The 15,450-nt window shown below is 59.3% G+C and carries 16 protein-coding genes and 2 pseudogenes; 9 read left to right on the top strand and 9 right to left on the bottom strand.

Going from position 1 to position 15,450, the window contains the following annotated elements; translation table 11 throughout:
* Positions 1-10: 10 nt before the first annotated feature.
* Together MRBLMR1_RS25855 and MRBLMR1_RS25860 are read left to right on the top strand one after the other, a co-directional pair.
* Positions 11-658 (top strand): LolA family protein, encoded by a 648-nt coding sequence (locus MRBLMR1_RS25855; protein ID WP_148147776.1) that lies wholly within the window; start codon positions 11-13, stop codon positions 656-658.
* A gap of 209 nt (positions 659-867) precedes the next feature.
* Entirely contained in the window at positions 868-1,668 is an 801-nt protein-coding gene (locus MRBLMR1_RS25860) for an exodeoxyribonuclease III (RefSeq protein ID WP_148147777.1), read from the top strand.
* A 136-nt stretch (positions 1,669-1,804) separates the two neighbouring features.
* On the opposite strand, the gene MRBLMR1_RS25865 is transcribed toward MRBLMR1_RS25860, so the two are convergent.
* Together MRBLMR1_RS25865 and MRBLMR1_RS25870 are read right to left on the bottom strand one after the other, a co-directional pair.
* On the bottom strand, positions 1,805-2,260 hold the full coding sequence (locus tag MRBLMR1_RS25865; protein ID WP_148147778.1) for a cyclic nucleotide-binding domain-containing protein: 456 nt from the start codon (positions 2,258-2,260) through the stop codon (positions 1,805-1,807).
* Positions 2,261-2,941 carry a response regulator transcription factor gene (locus MRBLMR1_RS25870; protein ID WP_112453880.1) on the bottom strand — a complete coding sequence of 227 codons (681 nt, stop codon included), beginning with the start codon at positions 2,939-2,941 and terminating at the stop codon, positions 2,261-2,263. It lies immediately after the preceding gene.
* 135 nt (positions 2,942-3,076) lie between these two features.
* Here MRBLMR1_RS25870 and MRBLMR1_RS25875 point away from each other — a divergent pair, with 135 nt between their 5' ends.
* A complete protein-coding gene (locus MRBLMR1_RS25875; RefSeq protein ID WP_148147779.1) occupies positions 3,077-3,640 on the top strand; it encodes a L,D-transpeptidase family protein in 564 nt (187 codons plus the stop codon).
* Between the two features lie 61 nt (positions 3,641-3,701).
* Here MRBLMR1_RS25875 and leuC read toward each other — a convergent pair whose 3' ends face one another.
* Complete coding sequence (leuC, locus tag MRBLMR1_RS25880; RefSeq protein ID WP_148147780.1) at positions 3,702-5,111, bottom strand: 3-isopropylmalate dehydratase large subunit; 1,410 nt, start codon at positions 5,109-5,111, stop codon at positions 3,702-3,704.
* 351 nt (positions 5,112-5,462) lie between these two features.
* On the opposite strand from leuC, the gene MRBLMR1_RS25885 reads away from it, so the two are divergent.
* The gene (locus MRBLMR1_RS25885; protein ID WP_148147782.1) at positions 5,463-6,488 is read left to right on the top strand and encodes a sensor domain-containing diguanylate cyclase; all 1,026 of its coding nucleotides are present in this window, start codon (positions 5,463-5,465) and stop codon (positions 6,486-6,488) included.
* A gap of 119 nt (positions 6,489-6,607) precedes the next feature.
* Positions 6,608-7,915 (top strand): MFS transporter, encoded by a 1,308-nt coding sequence (locus MRBLMR1_RS25890; RefSeq protein ID WP_148147783.1) that lies wholly within the window; start codon positions 6,608-6,610, stop codon positions 7,913-7,915.
* 60 nt (positions 7,916-7,975) lie between these two features.
* On the opposite strand, the gene rplS is transcribed toward MRBLMR1_RS25890, so the two are convergent.
* Entirely contained in the window at positions 7,976-8,512 is a 537-nt protein-coding gene (rplS, locus tag MRBLMR1_RS25895) for a 50S ribosomal protein L19 (protein ID WP_148147784.1), read from the bottom strand.
* Between the two features lie 264 nt (positions 8,513-8,776).
* Here rplS and MRBLMR1_RS25900 point away from each other — a divergent pair, with 264 nt between their 5' ends.
* Positions 8,777-9,526, top strand: a complete 750-nt coding sequence (locus tag MRBLMR1_RS25900) for a sulfite exporter TauE/SafE family protein (RefSeq protein ID WP_148147785.1) — start codon at positions 8,777-8,779, stop codon at positions 9,524-9,526.
* Positions 9,527-9,534: 8 nt separating this feature from the next.
* On the opposite strand, the gene trmD is transcribed toward MRBLMR1_RS25900, so the two are convergent.
* The 4 genes from trmD to MRBLMR1_RS25920 all read right to left on the bottom strand — a co-directional run bounded on the left by trmD (position 9,535) and on the right by MRBLMR1_RS25920 (position 11,710).
* Positions 9,535-10,215: a tRNA (guanosine(37)-N1)-methyltransferase TrmD gene (trmD, locus tag MRBLMR1_RS25905; RefSeq protein ID WP_148147786.1), complete on the bottom strand. Its 681-nt coding sequence runs from the start codon at positions 10,213-10,215 to the stop codon at positions 9,535-9,537.
* Positions 10,212-10,823, bottom strand: a complete 612-nt coding sequence (gene rimM, locus MRBLMR1_RS25910) for a ribosome maturation factor RimM (RefSeq protein WP_148147787.1) — start codon at positions 10,821-10,823, stop codon at positions 10,212-10,214. The genes trmD and rimM overlap by 4 nt, the downstream gene beginning before the upstream one ends.
* Before the next feature lie 126 nt (positions 10,824-10,949).
* Positions 10,950-11,309: a 30S ribosomal protein S16 gene (gene rpsP, locus MRBLMR1_RS25915; protein WP_148147788.1), complete on the bottom strand. Its 360-nt coding sequence runs from the start codon at positions 11,307-11,309 to the stop codon at positions 10,950-10,952.
* A gap of 92 nt (positions 11,310-11,401) precedes the next feature.
* A complete protein-coding gene (locus MRBLMR1_RS25920) occupies positions 11,402-11,710 on the bottom strand; it encodes a chorismate mutase (RefSeq protein ID WP_148147789.1) in 309 nt (102 codons plus the stop codon).
* Between MRBLMR1_RS25920 and MRBLMR1_RS25925 the strand changes: the two are divergent.
* A pseudogene (locus MRBLMR1_RS25925) lies at positions 11,617-12,054 on the top strand (hypothetical protein); the annotation flags it as partial. The gene MRBLMR1_RS25920 and the pseudogene MRBLMR1_RS25925 overlap by 94 nt on opposite strands.
* On the opposite strand, the pseudogene ffh reads toward MRBLMR1_RS25925, so the two are convergent.
* Positions 11,978-13,297 (bottom strand): annotated as a pseudogene (ffh, locus tag MRBLMR1_RS25930) (signal recognition particle protein); the annotation flags it as partial. The pseudogenes MRBLMR1_RS25925 and ffh sit on opposite strands and share 77 nt — an antisense overlap.
* 414 nt (positions 13,298-13,711) lie before the next feature.
* On the opposite strand from ffh, the gene MRBLMR1_RS25935 reads away from it, so the two are divergent.
* Both MRBLMR1_RS25935 and MRBLMR1_RS25940 read left to right on the top strand, forming a co-directional pair.
* Positions 13,712-14,797 (top strand): MBL fold metallo-hydrolase, encoded by a 1,086-nt coding sequence (locus tag MRBLMR1_RS25935; protein ID WP_148147791.1) that lies wholly within the window; start codon positions 13,712-13,714, stop codon positions 14,795-14,797.
* Positions 14,798-14,851: 54 nt separating this feature from the next.
* On the top strand, positions 14,852-15,439 hold the full coding sequence (locus tag MRBLMR1_RS25940) for a biliverdin-producing heme oxygenase (RefSeq protein ID WP_183686357.1): 588 nt from the start codon (positions 14,852-14,854) through the stop codon (positions 15,437-15,439).
* Positions 15,440-15,450 lie beyond the last annotated feature (11 nt).

A 15,450-nucleotide genomic window follows, 5' to 3' on the forward strand; every position in this document is an offset into this window, starting at 1 on the left:
GGAGACCAGAATGACCAAAGAAAAAACAGCTCTTTCCATCCGGATTGATCGTAGACAGTTTTCCGCAGGCCTGTTCGGCCTTGCCGCTTCCGCATTTCTGCCTGTGGCGGCTTCCGCACAGAGCGGTGGCGGCGCGGCCGCGCAGAAGATCGCCGACCACTTTTCGTCCGTGAAGACGATGATGGGCGAGTTTGTGCAGTTCGGCCCGCGCGGCGAGCAGACGGGCGGAAAATTCTATATCGAACGTCCCGGCAGGCTGCGTTTCAATTTCGAAGATCCATCGCCGCTGCGCGTGATTTCCGATGGAAAAAATGTCGTTGTCGGCAATATCAAACTGAAGACCTGGGATCTCTATCCGCTTTCAAAGACGCCTTTGACGCTGCTTCTGGCAGACCGGATCGATCTTTCCAACGATGCCGTGCGCGGCGTGAAAGAAGAGAGCGATCTCACCACGATCGTGCTCGGTAACAAGACGATCTTCGGCGATTCGACGATCACCATGATGTTCGACAGCAAGACCTATGATCTGCGCCAGTGGACGATCACCGACAATCAGGGCAAGGATACCTCGGTGATGATCTATAACGTCAAGACAGGCGTCAGCCTCGACGAGAAGGTGTTTACGATCGACTATGCCGAAGTGCGCGGTCGCGGCTGAGATTTACATCCTGATACTGTCTAAAGGGCTGCGACATTCGCGGCCCTTTTTGCTTCTCATCAATCGCCAAATAACATAGAGCATTGCCAGCGATCATTGGATCGCCAGTAGTGCTCTATCTCCTTTGGTCTTACGCAATTCCGGACGCAAAACCGGTTCCCACTTTTGCTGGAATTGCTCTAGACCTCGACGGACAATCGAGGTTCTCCATGACATTTTCCCTGGCCACCTGGAATATCAACTCGGTACGCCTGCGCATGCCGATCGTGCAGCAGTTCATCGTCCGCAACCAGCCGGACATTCTGTGCCTGCAGGAAATCAAGTGCCAGGAGCCGGAGTTCCCGTATCAGCCGCTCAAGGATCTCGGCTACGAGCACATCATCGTACATGGCCAGAAGGGCTATCACGGCGTTGCCATCGCCTCGAAGATCCCGCTTCTGGAAGACCATCGGCAGAATTATTGCGGCATGGGCGATGCGCGGCACATTTCGGCGATCTTCGAGCGCGGGTCGCGCCGTATCCGGCTGCATAATTTCTATGTGCCGGCGGGCGGCGACGAGCCGAACCGGGAGATCAATCCGAAATTCGGCCACAAGCTTGATTTCGTCGAGGAAATGAAGGCGTTAAAGGCGGACATGCCGGGTGTCTCGTCGATCCTTGTCGGCGATCTCAACATCGCGCCGCTGGAGCATGACGTCTGGTCGCACAAGCAGTTGCTCAAGATCGTCAGCCACACGCCGGTCGAGACCGACGGGATGAAGGACGTGATCGCCAAGGGCGGCTGGCTGGACCTGATGCGCCAGTTCACGCCGGAGCCGGAGAAGATCTATACGTGGTGGAGCTACCGCGCCAAGGACTGGGAAGCAGCAAACAAGGGCCGTCGCCTAGACCACGTCTGGTCCTCGCCGGAGCTTGGGCCATTCCTCGAACGGATCGATATCCTGAAAGAGGCTCGCGGCTGGAACCAGCCATCCGACCATGTGCCGGTTACGGCGGTGTTCAAGTTCTGATTGATCCACGCCGAGCGAGCGGCTGCCCCTCATCCGCCTACCGGCACCTTCTCCCCGTTCTGACGGGGAGAGGGTTAGGGTGAGGGGCTGATCTAAGAAGAGCGGTCGCTGTTAGATAAGAGGCGACGCTAAAAACCTATCGAAACCGATGTTCCATCGCGGCCGCAGCCTTGGCCAGCCCGGTGATGTTTTCCCGTATGCGAGCTTCTATCAACCGCCCGACCTGCGGGTATTCCTCCAGCAGGCGTTGGAAAAGCTGGCGGCTGATCTTCATCACCTCGGCATCTGACGCCGCGACGGCGGTGAACTTGCGCTCCACCATCGTCACCAGAGCGAGTTCGGACAGAAGCGTGCCGGGACCGACCGTCTTTTGGTGGCGGATATCGCCAAAGCGGTCGGCTGCATAAAGCCCGATCTGCCCCCTGGCGACGATATAGGCTGCTTCTGCGGGAGAGCCTTCGCGAAAGAGTTCCTGCGTTTCGGCAAGCGAACGGCGTTCCGCGCCAAAGGCGATCAGACGCAGCTGATCGCCATCCAGCTCGCGGAACAGCGGAACGCTTGAAAGAAGCTTTATATCGTCGTTCAGTGCCATTTACGGGACGATCTTGTAGCCACCGTTTTCGGTCACGAGGATCTCGGCGTTGGACGGGTCGCGTTCGATCTTCTGGCGAAGACGGTAGACATGGGTTTCTAGCGTGTGTGTGGTGACGCCGGAATTGTAACCCCAGACCTCTTCCAGTAGCACATCGCGGGTAACGACCTTCTGGCCGGCGCGGTAAAGATACCGGATGATTGCCGCTTCCTTTTCCGTCAGGCGGATCTTCTTGCCGTCGTCAGTGGTCAGCAGCTTCTGGCTCGGCTTGAAGATGTAGGGGCCGACAGTGAAGGTCGCATCCTCGCTCTGCTCGTACTGGCGCAGCTGTGCGCGGATACGGGCGAGCAGGACGGCAAAGCGGAACGGCTTGACGATATAATCGTTGGCGCCGGCTTCGAGGCCGAGGATCGTGTCACTGTCGGTGTCATGGCCCGTGAGCATGATGATCGGCGCCTTGAAGCCGTTCTTGCGCAGGAGCTTGACGGCTTCGCGGCCATCCATGTCGGGAAGGCCGACATCCATGATCAGAAGGTCGACCTGCGCCGTCTTGGCCGTGTTCATGGCCTTGGTGGCATTCTCCTCCTGCAACAGCGAAAACTCGTCGTACAACGACAATTGCTCGACCAGCGTCTCGCGCAGGTCGTTGTCGTCATCTACCAGGAGTATCGTTCTTGCCATACAGCTCTTGCCTTTCGTGTCGCCCGTTTTCGTCCGTGTTGTCGGAATCTAAGCGTATTTAGGGCTCCCCGATGTAAAGCCCAAGATGCTATGATTTCAAACAAAATGATATTCAAAGCAAAACCTCGTGAGAAAATGCCGCTTTTCCGTGTGCAAAAGTCCAAAAAGCAATCCGTGGTGACCGTCCGGACTGCGCCTCGCAACCGGCAAAGGGCGATTATCTCGTTCAAGGGAATCACTTTGCAGGCGTCGATCGGTCGTTCCGGCACCTCCGCCTTCAAGCGAGAAGGGGATGGGGCGACGCCGATTGCGGCAATGAAGCTGATTTCCGGCTTCACCCGCGGCGAGCGGATCAGGCTGCCGCAGACGCCGCTTTCCATGCGGCGAATATCCGGAGACATGTTGTGGTGCGACGAGCCGAAACATGCGGCCTATAACCGGCTGGTCACTCAACGCGTGGGGGCACCGTTCAAGCCGAGCCATGAAGAAATGAAGCGAACGGACGGGCTTTATGATGTCTGTCTGGTGATGGATTGGAACATTACCTCTCGCAAGCGCTACGGCGGCTCGGCAATCTTTTTTCATCTGATCAAGCCGGGTTATCAGCCGACGGCCGGGTGCGTGGCGGTTCATCCGCGCGACATGAAGCGGCTGTTGCCGCATCTGCGAAAAGGGACGTTAGTGAAGGTTCTGGGGTAGTCCAAAACAAAATGCCCGGCACTTTGGCCGGGCATCTCAAACGTCATTCAACGAAAGCAGTTTATTTCCAGTCGCGGATATCGACGAAGTGTCCTGCCACGGCCGCCGCCGCCGCCATTGCAGGCGAGACGAGGTGGGTACGGCCCTTGTAGCCCTGGCGACCTTCGAAATTGCGGTTCGAGGTGGAGGCGCAGCGCTCGTAGGGGCTGAGACGGTCGTCGTTCATTGCAAGGCACATCGAGCAGCCCGGCTCGCGCCATTCGAAGCCGGCATCCTTGAAGATCACGTCGAGGCCTTCGGCTTCCGCCTGTTCCTTGACGATGCCGGAGCCCGGCACGATCATGGCGGAAACGCTGGAGGCCACCTTCTTGCCTTCGACTACCTTTGCGGCGGCGCGCAGGTCTTCGATGCGACCGTTGGTGCAGGAGCCTATGAAGACGCGATCGACGGTGATGTCAGTCATCTTCGTGCCCGGCTTCAGGCCCATGTAATCCAGTGCGCGCCATTTCGACGTGCGCTTGTTCTCATCCTGGATCTCGTCCGGATTCGGCACTGTGCCTTCGATGGTCGTGACGTCTTCCGGCGAAGAACCCCAGGTGACGATCGGCGGCAGGTTTGCGGCATCGAGGACGACGACCTTGTCGTAATGGGCGCCTTCTTCGGTGTAGAGCGTCTTCCAGTAGTCGAGCGCCATGTCCCAGGCCTTGCCCTTCGGGGCGCGCGGCTTGTCCTTGATGTATTCGAAAGTCGTCTCGTCCGGCGCGATCAGGCCGGCGCGGGCGCCGCCTTCGATCGTCATGTTGCAGACGGTCATGCGGCCTTCCATCGACAGCGAGCGGATCGCTTCGCCGGCAAATTCGATAACGTGGCCGGTGCCGCCGGCGGTACCGATCTCGCCGATGATGGCGAGGATGATATCCTTGGCGGTGACGCCTTCCGGCAGCTTGCCATCGACACGCACCAGCATGTTCTTGGCCTTCTTCTGCACCAGCGTTTGGGTGGCGAGAACATGCTCGACCTCGGACGTGCCGATGCCGTGCGCCAATGCGCCGAATGCGCCGTGGGTGGAGGTGTGGCTGTCGCCGCAGACGATGGTCATGCCCGGCAGAGTGAATCCCTGTTCCGGTCCGACGATATGGACGATGCCCTGGCGGACGTCCTTTTCGGAGTAGTATTCAACGCCGAAATCACGAGCGTTCTGGGCAAGCGCCTCGACCTGGATGCGGCTTTCCTCGTTCTTGATGCCTTCGTGGCGGTCTGCCGTGGTCGGGACGTTATGGTCGACGACGGCGAGCGTCTTTTCGGGCGCGCGGACCTTGCGGCCGGCCATGCGCAGGCCTTCGAAAGCCTGCGGCGACGTCACCTCGTGAACCAGGTGACGGTCGATGTAGAGAAGACAGGTGCCGTTTTCGTCCTGAGAGACGACGTGGTCGTCCCAGATCTTGTCGTAGAGGGTGCGAGGTGCGCTCATGGCTGCCATTCCGTTCGAGAACAGTTTTTTGAAAAGGGGGATTTGTCGCGGCAAAAGCGTGTGCCGCAGCACGGGTCGCGTTTAAGCGACCGTCAGCTAAGTCGGCTGTTGAGAGCGCCGGATACGGATGCGAAGAAACGTGCCGGCAGACGCTTGTGGTCTTGCAGCACGATAAATTTGTTCGCGAGGCATCCGAATTTCGATCCCATGGCCGGTCTATTACCAGTTTTTTAGAGGGACGGCAATTGCTTCGATTAGGGGCGCATGGCACAAGCGACGGGCAGTTAAAGCTCTTTTTTTGTGTCCTTATTTGCATGCGGCGGCGGTGATGAGGACAACGAGGAGGTGCGTATGGCACTTACAGCCCAGCTTCCTGCCAATGAAGCTGATCGTCTGCTTTCCGTCCGGGGGCTGATTTCGGTCGATGGCAATGCGACGTCTGAACTTTCCACGCTCGTGCAACTGGCCAAGGATGTTTTCGGCACCCCTTGTGCTGCGGTCAATATCATAGACGAGGACTGGCAGCGGGTTGCCTGCCAGGTCGGTAGCATTCCGATCGGTGAATGCAGTCGAGAAGATTCCGTCTGCTCCCGCGTGGTTTATGCCAACGAAGTCGTCGTGGTGCCCGACCTCAGCCGGCACCCGGAATTCCGAAGTTTTCCCGCAATTCAAGGGGCTCCAGGTTTCCGGTTTTATGCCGGTGCTCCGGTATCGCTGGAGCCTGATCTTCCGGTCGGTTCGTTCTGCCTACTCGATGTCGAGCAGCGGGACCTTACCGATGTCGAGATTCGCAACCTGCGCCAGTTTGCCGATGTAGCAAGCGGTCTCCTGCGGCTGCAGAAGGCGAATTTCATGATGGAGTTTGCCGAGGAAAAGCTGAAGCTTGCGGCCATGACCGATCCGCTGACCGGTTTTTACAACAGGTCGGCATTGGTCTCGTTGATCGACGTGATGCTCGCCAACGCGCTTTCCTCGCAGCAGGGGTTCGGCGTGCTTTATCTCGACATGGACGGTTTCAAGCAGATCAACGACAAGCTTGGGCACCATGCGGGCGATCAGGTTCTGACCCATGCTGCCAAGCGGATCAGCGAGTGTGTGCGGGCGCAGGATGTGGTCGTGCGCATGGGCGGTGACGAGTTTGCGATCTTCGTGCCCGATCCGCCGGATGTCGCAGCGCTTTCCGAGCTTTCCGAATCCCTGCTCCAAGAGTTTCGCCGACCTTTCGTCGTTGACGACAACATCGTCACCGCGCGTCTCAGCATCGGCGCTGCTCTCGCGCCGGAGGCGGGGTCGGAGCGGCTGGGTCTCTTAAAGGCCGTAGATGAGGCGCTTTATCAAGCCAAGGAAGCGGGCCGCGACCGGTTTGTGCTGCGGTAATCCTGCACGGGGCAACGGCTTACTCGTCTCAAAGAGGCCTGCGGTCTCTTGCCGCATCCAGTGATGCACCTAATTTCCTCCCCACAGATCAGACACGGCTGCTGGCCGGGGAGGAAATCTTGGTCTCTGAAAGCAATACGATCTCTAAGATCACCTGGCGGCTGATGCCGCTTCTCGGGGTCCTGTATCTCATTGCCTATATCGACAGGCAGAACGTGAGTTACGCGAAGCTGCAGATGGTCGATTCACTCGGGATGAGCGAATATGCCTATGGCCTCGGCGCCTCGCTGTTCTTCATCGGCTATTTCATCTTCGAGGTGCCGGCCAATCTCTTCCTGACCCGTTTCGGGGCGCGAATCTGGTTCACCCGGATCATCGTGTCCTGGGGGCTGGTGACGATCGCGCTGGCCTTCACCCAGAACATGACGATGTTCTACATCCTTCGCTTTCTGCTCGGTGCCTGTGAGGCGGGGTTCTTTCCGGGCGTGCTCTATCTGCTGACGCTCTGGTTTCCGAAAGATTATCGCGGTCGCATGGTCGGCCTGTTCATGATCTTCAGTGCGCTCGCAAATGCGGTCGGCGCGCCGCTCGGCGGCATGCTGCTCGATCTCGATGGCACACTGGGGCTTGAGGGATGGGAATGGGTGTTTCTCGCGACCGGCATTCCCGCCGTCATCGCCGGCGCCTTCACCTTCTTCTATCTCGACGACACGCCCGAAAAGGCAGAGTTTCTGACGAATGACGAGAAGCAATGGCTGAAAGATCGGCTGGCGCAGGAAAATGCTGGAATGGACGAGGATGCGGGCCACGGCTTCAAGGCGCTGATCAATCCGCGCGTGCTGTTGATGGCCCTCTGCTTCATCGGCTTCCCGCTGGCGGCCTATGGCCTGAGCTACTGGCTGCCGACGATCGTCAAGGGTTTTGGCGTATCGAACACGACCAACGGCTTCATCAACATCATTCCCTGGCTGATCGTCGCCGTCGCGCTTTGGGTGGTTCCTTCGGCTGCCGATAAGACCGAGAAAAAGACGCCTTATATTGTGGGGCCAGCGTTTGTCGGTGCCGCGGCCCTGGCGGCTTCCGTCCTGGTGACCTCGCCCTATCTGCAGTTCGCTTTCCTCTGCATTGCCGCAGCGGGCATCTTTGCCGGCCAGCCGGTGTTCTGGAGCCTCCCGTCACGCTTTCTGAAAGGGGCCGGCGCTGCGGCTGGGCTGGCTGCGATCAACTCGGTCGGCAATCTCGGCGGCTTCATCGCGCAAAATGTCGTGCCGTGGATCAATGACGCGACGGGCAGCAACATCCTGCCAATGTTCTTCCTGGCGGCATGCCTTGCTGTAGCGGGTGTGCTGGTGATCATCGTGGGCCAGATGCTCGGGCGCGAGACGAAGGACGTGCCGCCGTCGGCACATGCGGGCGGTCCACGCTAATCGCACAAACAAAAAAGGCGACCCGAAGGTCGCCTTTTTCTCATGCCGTAACCGGCAATCTTATTCTGCAGAAGCTTCTGCTGCCTTTGCTGCTTCTTCAGCAGCCTTTGCTTCAGCGGCTTCCTGTGCTGCCTTTTCGGCGGCCAGTGCCTGTGCTGCTGCAATCTTTTCAGCTTCGATGCGTGCCTTTTCCTCGGCAACTGCGGCGCGCTCGGCGTCGTTCAGCTTACGGGCGCGGGTGCCGGTGTTCTCGACGATACGAGCCGACTTGCCGCGACGATCGCGCAGGTAGTACAGCTTGGCGCGACGGACCTTACCGCGGCGAACGATTTCGACGCCTTCAACGAGCGGCGAGTAAACCGGGAATACGCGCTCAACACCTTCGCCGTAGGAGATCTTGCGAACGGTGAAGCTCTCGTTGATGCCGCCGCCCGAACGAGCGATGCAGACGCCTTCGTAAGCCTGTACGCGGGTACGGGTACCTTCCGTCACGCGAACGTTGACGCGGACCGTGTCGCCCGGGGAGAATTCAGGAAGCTTGCGCTGAGCTTCGATCTTGGCTGCCTGTTCGGCTTCCAGCTGCTGGATGATGTTCATCGGTCAAACCTTTTCAGTTCTTCTGAAACAGCCAGAGCGCCTCCCGTCCTTGGTCACCTCATACGAGGGCCTCGCGACGTGCCTTGTGGGCTAGCGAATTCGCCATTCTTTGTTGCTGGTCGACGGGAGTTTTCCCATTTCCGCGCCGGCCAATACACCAATACGGGGCGTTTGTCATCCCGCAGTCGCAATTTTTGTCGCGGGCATCGTTGCTGCCTTGCTCGGAACGGGATATCTGGATTTCCGGGAAGAGGAAATTGCGAAATGACAATAATGATGATTCTGCTGCTGGCCGCGGCGGGGTTTCTGTCGGGTGCTGTCAACGCGATTGCGGGCGGCGGCACGTTTCTTACTTTCGGGGTGATGACGCTCGCCGGCATTCCGCCAATCTCGGCCAATGCCACGTCATCGATCGTGCAGTTTCCAGGGTATGTGACGTCGACGATCGCCTATCGGGCGGAAATTCTTCATCGATGGCGGAGCATTGCCGTGCTGGGCGTCGTGTCGCTTGTGGGAGGGCTCGCCGGCGCTCTGATCCTGCTGTCGCTCGACAATCCATCCTTCCGCGCGCTTGTGCCGTGGCTGCTTGCTGCGGCGACGGCAATTTTTGCGGCGGGGCCCTTGCTCAAGCCGAAGGTTTCTTCCGAGGAGCATAGCGCCAACAGGGTTTCCAGCATCGTCGGCCAGTTTTTCAACGCGATCTATGGCGGGTTCTTCGGTGCCGGAATGGGGATCATGATGCTGGCGGTGCTTGGGCTCACGACCGGCGGCACCTATCATCACCTCAATGCGATGAAGAACCTGTTTGCCATGCTGATTGCCGGCGTGGCGATCGTTGTCTTCATCAGTGGCGATGTGGTGGCATGGCCGGAGGCGCTGGTGATGATCCCGGCAGGTGCACTCGGTGGTTATTCCGGCGTCTGGCTGGCGCGTCGCGTGCCGCAGGCAGTGCTTCGCTGGTGCGTGGTCGCGGTGGGATCGGCGCTGACGGTCTATTATTTCGTAACCGGGTGATCGCGGCGTCAGTCGTCTGCGAGCAAATCCGGGCGACGTTTTTGTGTCAGCTTTAGAGCCTGCTCCAGCCGCCATTTTTCGATCGCTGCGTGATTTCCTGAAGTCAGGACCGTCGGGATTTCCTGGCCTTCGAAAACCTGCGGGCGGGTGTAATGCGGGTGCTCCAGCAGGCCGTGCTCAAAACTTTCGTTCGTGCCGGAATGGGCATTGCCCATGACGCCCGGCAGGAGGCGGATGATGCTGTCGAGAACGGTCAGCGCTGCCGGTTCGCCGCCCGACAGGATGTAGTCGCCGATTGACACTTCCTCGAGGTTGCGTCCGTCGATGACGCGCTGGTCGACGCCTTCGAAGCGGCCGCAGACGATGACGACGCCTTCGCCATCGGCGAGTTCACGCACCCGGCTCTGGCTTAGCGGCTTGCCGCGCGGGCTCATCAGCAGGCGGGGGCGGGTATCGGCGGCGACAGAATCGATCGCTCTTGCCAGAATATCCGCTTTCAGCACCATGCCGGGGCCACCGCCGGCCGGCGTATCGTCTACGGTGCGGTGCTTGTCTTCAGCAAAATCGCGAATCTGTATCGTATCGAGCGACCAGTCGCCACGTTCCATCGCCTTGCCTGAAAGGGAGAAAGCGAGATGTCCGGGAAACATTTCCGGATAGAGCGTCAGGAGCGTTGCGCGGAATGTCATTCTTCGTCCTGGCCGGGAGCTTTTTTGGAGGGGCCCTGGCGGGGCTTGGGCGGACGTTTGCCGACTGCGGTTGGGTCCCTGTCGTTCGGATCCTCGATCAGGCCAGCGGCTTGCGGGTCGATCAGGATTTTGCCTGCGTCCAGATCGATCTCCAGAACCGCTGCTTCTGAAAAGGGGATGAGCGCCGGGCGTCGACCGGGACCTTTCAGTTCAAGCAAATCGCCAGCGCCGAAATCAAATACTGCGCTGACTTTGCCATAGCTTTTGCCTTCAGCATCGACGGCTTCGAGGCCTTCGAGATCGGCATAATAGAATTCGTCCTCGTCAAGCTCTTCGTCAGGAAGATTGTCGCGTTCGACGAAGAGTTCCAGCCCGTTCAAGGCTTCGGCTGCATTACGGTCGTTAATGCCGCGGAAGCGGACAACGACGACGTTTTTTGCATCTCGGATTTCGAGGATTTCGAACCGCCGCCCGTCTTCTGCATAAAGATGCCCGTATTCGCCAAGGGCTGTCGGGTTCGCAGTGAAGGATTTGACCCGTACTTCGCCCCGGAGACCTTGGGCGGCGCCGATCGTGGCCATCAGGATTGGGTTTTCAAGCTTCTTCATGCCGGGTGTTCCGATTGGTCTGCGCTCATTTAGCCATGAACCGCTCGCGGTGCAACGCAAGCATGGCCAAACAGAAAACGGGCAGTGCGTTGCCGCACTGCCCGTCGAATACAATCGTTGCAGAAATTATTCTGCAGCGGCAGCTGCGTCGGCAGCCTTCTGAGCCTTTTCAGCAGCGCGTTCCTGAGCGCGCTTGCCCGGCTTTGCCTTTTCCGGGTTGTTCTTGGCGTCGCGGGTGGCGATGCCGGCTTCAGCGAGGAAGCGCAGAACACGGTCGGTCGGCTGTGCGCCGTTTGCGAGCCAATGCTTGATGCGGTCTTCGTTCAGTTCAACGCGCTTTTCGTTGTCCTTGGCGAGCATCGGGTTCCAGGAACCGAGCTTTTCGAGGAAGCGGCCGTCACGCGGCGAACGGGCGTCGGCAACAACAACGGTGTAGTAAGGGCGCTTCTTGGAACCACCGCGGGCGAGACGAATCTTCAGGGACATTGTTTTACTCCTTAGGTTTCTTTTTGGGCCACCATCCGGTGGTCCGATCTGTTGTTGTGAGGCCGCCGTCAGGCGGGCTCGGGTCATGCTGTTTACTTTGCACCACCGTGTTCGGCGGCGATTGCTTCATGATGCCGGATGACTTCCTTGATGACGAAGTTCAGGAACTTCTCGGCGAAATCCGGATCCAGATTGGCTTCCTTTGCCAGACGGCGAAGGCGTTCGATCTGGTATTCCTCGCGCGCCGGGTCTGCCGGCGGCAATTCGTACTTGGCTTTCAGGACGCCAACTTCCTTGGTGCAGCGAAAACGCTCGGCGAGCATATGCACCAGCGCCGCATCGATATTGTCGATCGACTGGCGGTAGCTCGAAAGCCGTGCCTTCACTTCAGGATCAACCATTCGCGTCCTCCCTTATTTCTTCTTGCCCGGCAGACCGGGGAAACCGCCGAGGCCGGGAAGCTTTGCTCCGCCGAGACCGGGCAGGCCACCCATTCCACCGGGCAGGCCGCCACCAAGACCCGGCATGCCGCCCGGCTTCAGGCCTGCGGCTTCCGCCTGTTTCTGCAGGGCTTCGAGTTGCTTCGGATCCATCTTCGACAGATCGGGCATGCCCATGCCACCACCAAGACCCATCTTGGAGGCAAGGCCGCCCATCATCTGCTTCATCATGCCGCCCTTGCCCTTGCCGCCCATCATTTTCATCATGTCGGCCATCTGGCGGTGCATTTTCAGAAGCTTGTTGATTTCCGCAGCATCCGTGCCGGAGCCGGCCGCGATACGCTTCTTGCGGGAATGTTTCAGCATGTCCGGGTTGGCGCGTTCGGCCTTGGTCATCGAGCCGATGATGGCGATCTGGCGGTCGAACATCTTGTCGTTCATGCCGGAAGCGGCGAGCTTGTCCTTCATGCCGGCCATGCCGGGCATCATGCCCATGATGCCGCCCATGCCGCCGAGCGATTTCATCTGGCGCAACTGGTCGGCGAGATCGTTCAGGTCGAACTTGCCCTTGGCCATCTTGGCGGCCATGGCGGCGGCCTTTTCGGCGTCGATGTTTTCGGCGGCCTTTTCGACCAGCGAAACGATGTCGCCCATGCCGAGAATACGGTCGGCGATACGGCGGGGATGGAATTCCTCCATCTCCGTCATCTTTTCGCCGACACCGATCAGCTTGATCGGCTTGCCGGTAACGGCGCGCATGGAAAGCGCGGCACCACCACGGCCATCGCCGTCCATACGGGTCAGAACGAGGCCGGTAATGCCGACGCGTTCATCGAAATTGCGCGCAAGATTGACGGCGTCCTGACCGGTCAGGCTGTCGGCTACGAGCAGGATTTCATGCGGATTGGACTTCCGCTTGATTTCCGCCATTTCCTGCATCAGCGGTTCGTCGATATGCGTGCGGCCGGCGGTATCGAGGATGACGACGTCATGGCCGCCGAGTTTTGCCGCCTGCACGGCGCGGGCGGCGATATCGGTCGGCGACTGGCCGGCGATGACCGGCAGCGTATCGACGCCGGTCTGCACACCGAGCTGGCGCAACTGTTCCTGTGCTGCCGGGCGGCGCGTATCGAGCGACGCCATCAGCACCTTTTTCTTGTCGCGGTCGGTCAGCCGCTTGGCGATCTTGCCGGTCGTGGTCGTCTTACCCGAACCCTGCAGACCGACCATCATGATGACGACGGGGGCTGCCGCCTGAAGGCTGATGCTGACGCCTTCGGAGCCGAGCATCTCGACGAGTTCGTCATGGACGATCTTGACGACCATCTGGCCCGGCTTAATCGATTTCAGGACTTCGGCGCCAACAGCCTTTTCGCGGACCTTATCAGTAAAGGCGCGTACGACTTCGAGCGCCACGTCGGCTTCCAAAAGCGCGCGGCGAACCTCGCGCAGGGCGGCGGAAACATCCGCTTCGCTCAATGCGCCACGGCCGGTCAGTCCATTCAGAATGGAGCCAAGACGGTCCTGGAGGTTTTCAAACATCGTCATTTCCTTCTTCGTTTCCGTTCGGTGCCCGGAAACGTCGGGTCTTTTGCCGGCAAAAACAAGACGTCAGAAACGCGCAAAGCCAAAAAGCACCCGAGGGCGCAACGCGCTGTCGGATGTTGACCTCCGGGCTCAGTATGTCGGCCCCGGTCGGCGGCTCCAAGTCGTGACTTGTCAGCAGATTGCCGGGCTTAAACAGGAAATGCGGCGGAGAGTCAAGGATTGGAGTCTTTCATTCGCCTCTTGAATCCGCGAAATTGCCGACGCACGAGTCCTTGTAAAGCTGCTGCGGCGATGCAATTTCAAGAATTCGGTCAAATCTTTGCCGCAGCAAAAATCCTAAATTCCTCAATGCTCGCCTTTCTAAGAGGTCGCATTCTCTTGCGATTAGTGCGTTGTATCCCATAATAATTCCCCATGAACCGACGCACATTCTTCAAATGGTCCGGTCTTGCAGCCATCGCGGCGCTTGCCGGCGGGGTCACGGCAAGGAGTGCCATGGCTGGCAACAAGTATTATTCCGGCCCCGTGTCCGATCATTTCGACGGCAAGGCCTTTTTCAATCCGGGTGGAACCGAACCGCGCGGCGGGCTGGATCTTTTGCGTTGGAAGCTCGGAAACGGCAATATTCCCTGGCCGGATACATTTGCCAGCCCGTTTGCGCAGGCGGTGCCTGAGACGCGGGTGAACGGTGACCGGATCGTTGTGACGATGGTCGGGCATGCATCGATGCTCATTCAGGTCGCTGGTCTCAACATCCTCACCGATCCCGTCTGGTCGGAGCGGACCAGCCCGTTCTCCTGGACCGGTCCGAAGCGTGTGAACCCGCCCGGCATCCGCATCGGCGATCTGCCGCCGATCGATATCGTGCTCGTCACCCACAATCACTACGACCACATGGATCTCGAAACGCTTTGGGTGCTGCAGAGCCGCGACAAGCCGCATTTCATCACGCCGCTCGGCAATGACACGATCATTCGTTCGCGTGTGCCAGATGCCAGGATCACGGTGATGGACTGGGGTGGCAGCGAGACGGCCGGCCCCGGTGTTATCTTCCATTGCGAGCCTTGCCATCACTGGTCGGCGCGCGGACTGGGAGATCGCCGCGAGGCGCTCTGGGCCGCTTTCGTTTTCGAGACGCCGGCTGGAAAAATCTACCATATCGGCGATACCGGTTTTCACGAAGGTCGCAACTATCGGGCTGTCGGTGAAAAGCACGGGCCATTCCGGCTCGCCAATCTTCCGTTCGGCGCCTATGAGCCGCGCTGGTTCATGGAGGCGCAGCACCAGAACCCGGAAGAGGCGGTCAAAGGCATGCAGCTTTGCGGCGCTTCCTATGTTGCCGGGCATCACTGGGGTACGGTGAAGCTGACCAACGAGGGAATAGAACAGCCGGTCGAGGCACTGCATGCGGCGCTCGATGCACAACAGATCGCCCGCGATCGGTTCCGCCCGATGCGACCCGGTGAAGTTTTCAAGGTTCCGGCTTCACGTCCTGCTTGACTTGTCGCACCTTGATTTGCTTGATGCGAAAAACATGAGTGCATGGGGAAAGTAATGCAGATCGAGTTAGAGCGTCCGACCGAAGAAACCCGTATCCAGCGGCTGAAGGCTCTGACGACCGGGACCCATGACACGCTGGACAAGCGCATCATGCGCGCCGAGCCGTTTGCCAGCCGCGAGCGTTATGCGCTGTTCCTAGAGGTCCAGCATCATTTTCATGCCGATGTCGCGCCGCTTTTTGCCGACGAAGACCTCAATCGCCGTTTGCCCGGCCTTGCCGAGCGCAATCGTTACGAAGCCCTGCGTCAGGATATCGTCGATCTCGGCGGCGTTCCGGAAGAGCTCGGCGCAACGACCGGTCCGCTGACGCCGGCTCAGGCGCTCGGCTGGGTCTATGTTGCGGAAGGCTCCAATCTCGGAGCGGCCTTCCTGCGCAAGGAAGCGGCAAAGATCGGCCTGTCGGACGATTTTGGCGCACGCCATCTGGCAGGGCATCCCGATGGTCGTGGTCTGCATTGGCGCAATTTCGTTGCCGCTTATAACGATCTTCCGCTGACTGAAGCTGAGGAACTCGAAGCTGCCGAAGGCGCCAAGGCTGCCTTCCGTCGTGTTCATGCGCTGGTCGACGAAATCTTCGGCTGATTTTCAGCCGA

The sequence above is a fragment of the Neorhizobium sp. LMR1-1-1.1 genome (assembly GCF_040675795.1).
Classification (GTDB): domain Bacteria; phylum Pseudomonadota; class Alphaproteobacteria; order Rhizobiales; family Rhizobiaceae; genus Neorhizobium; species Neorhizobium cellulosilyticum.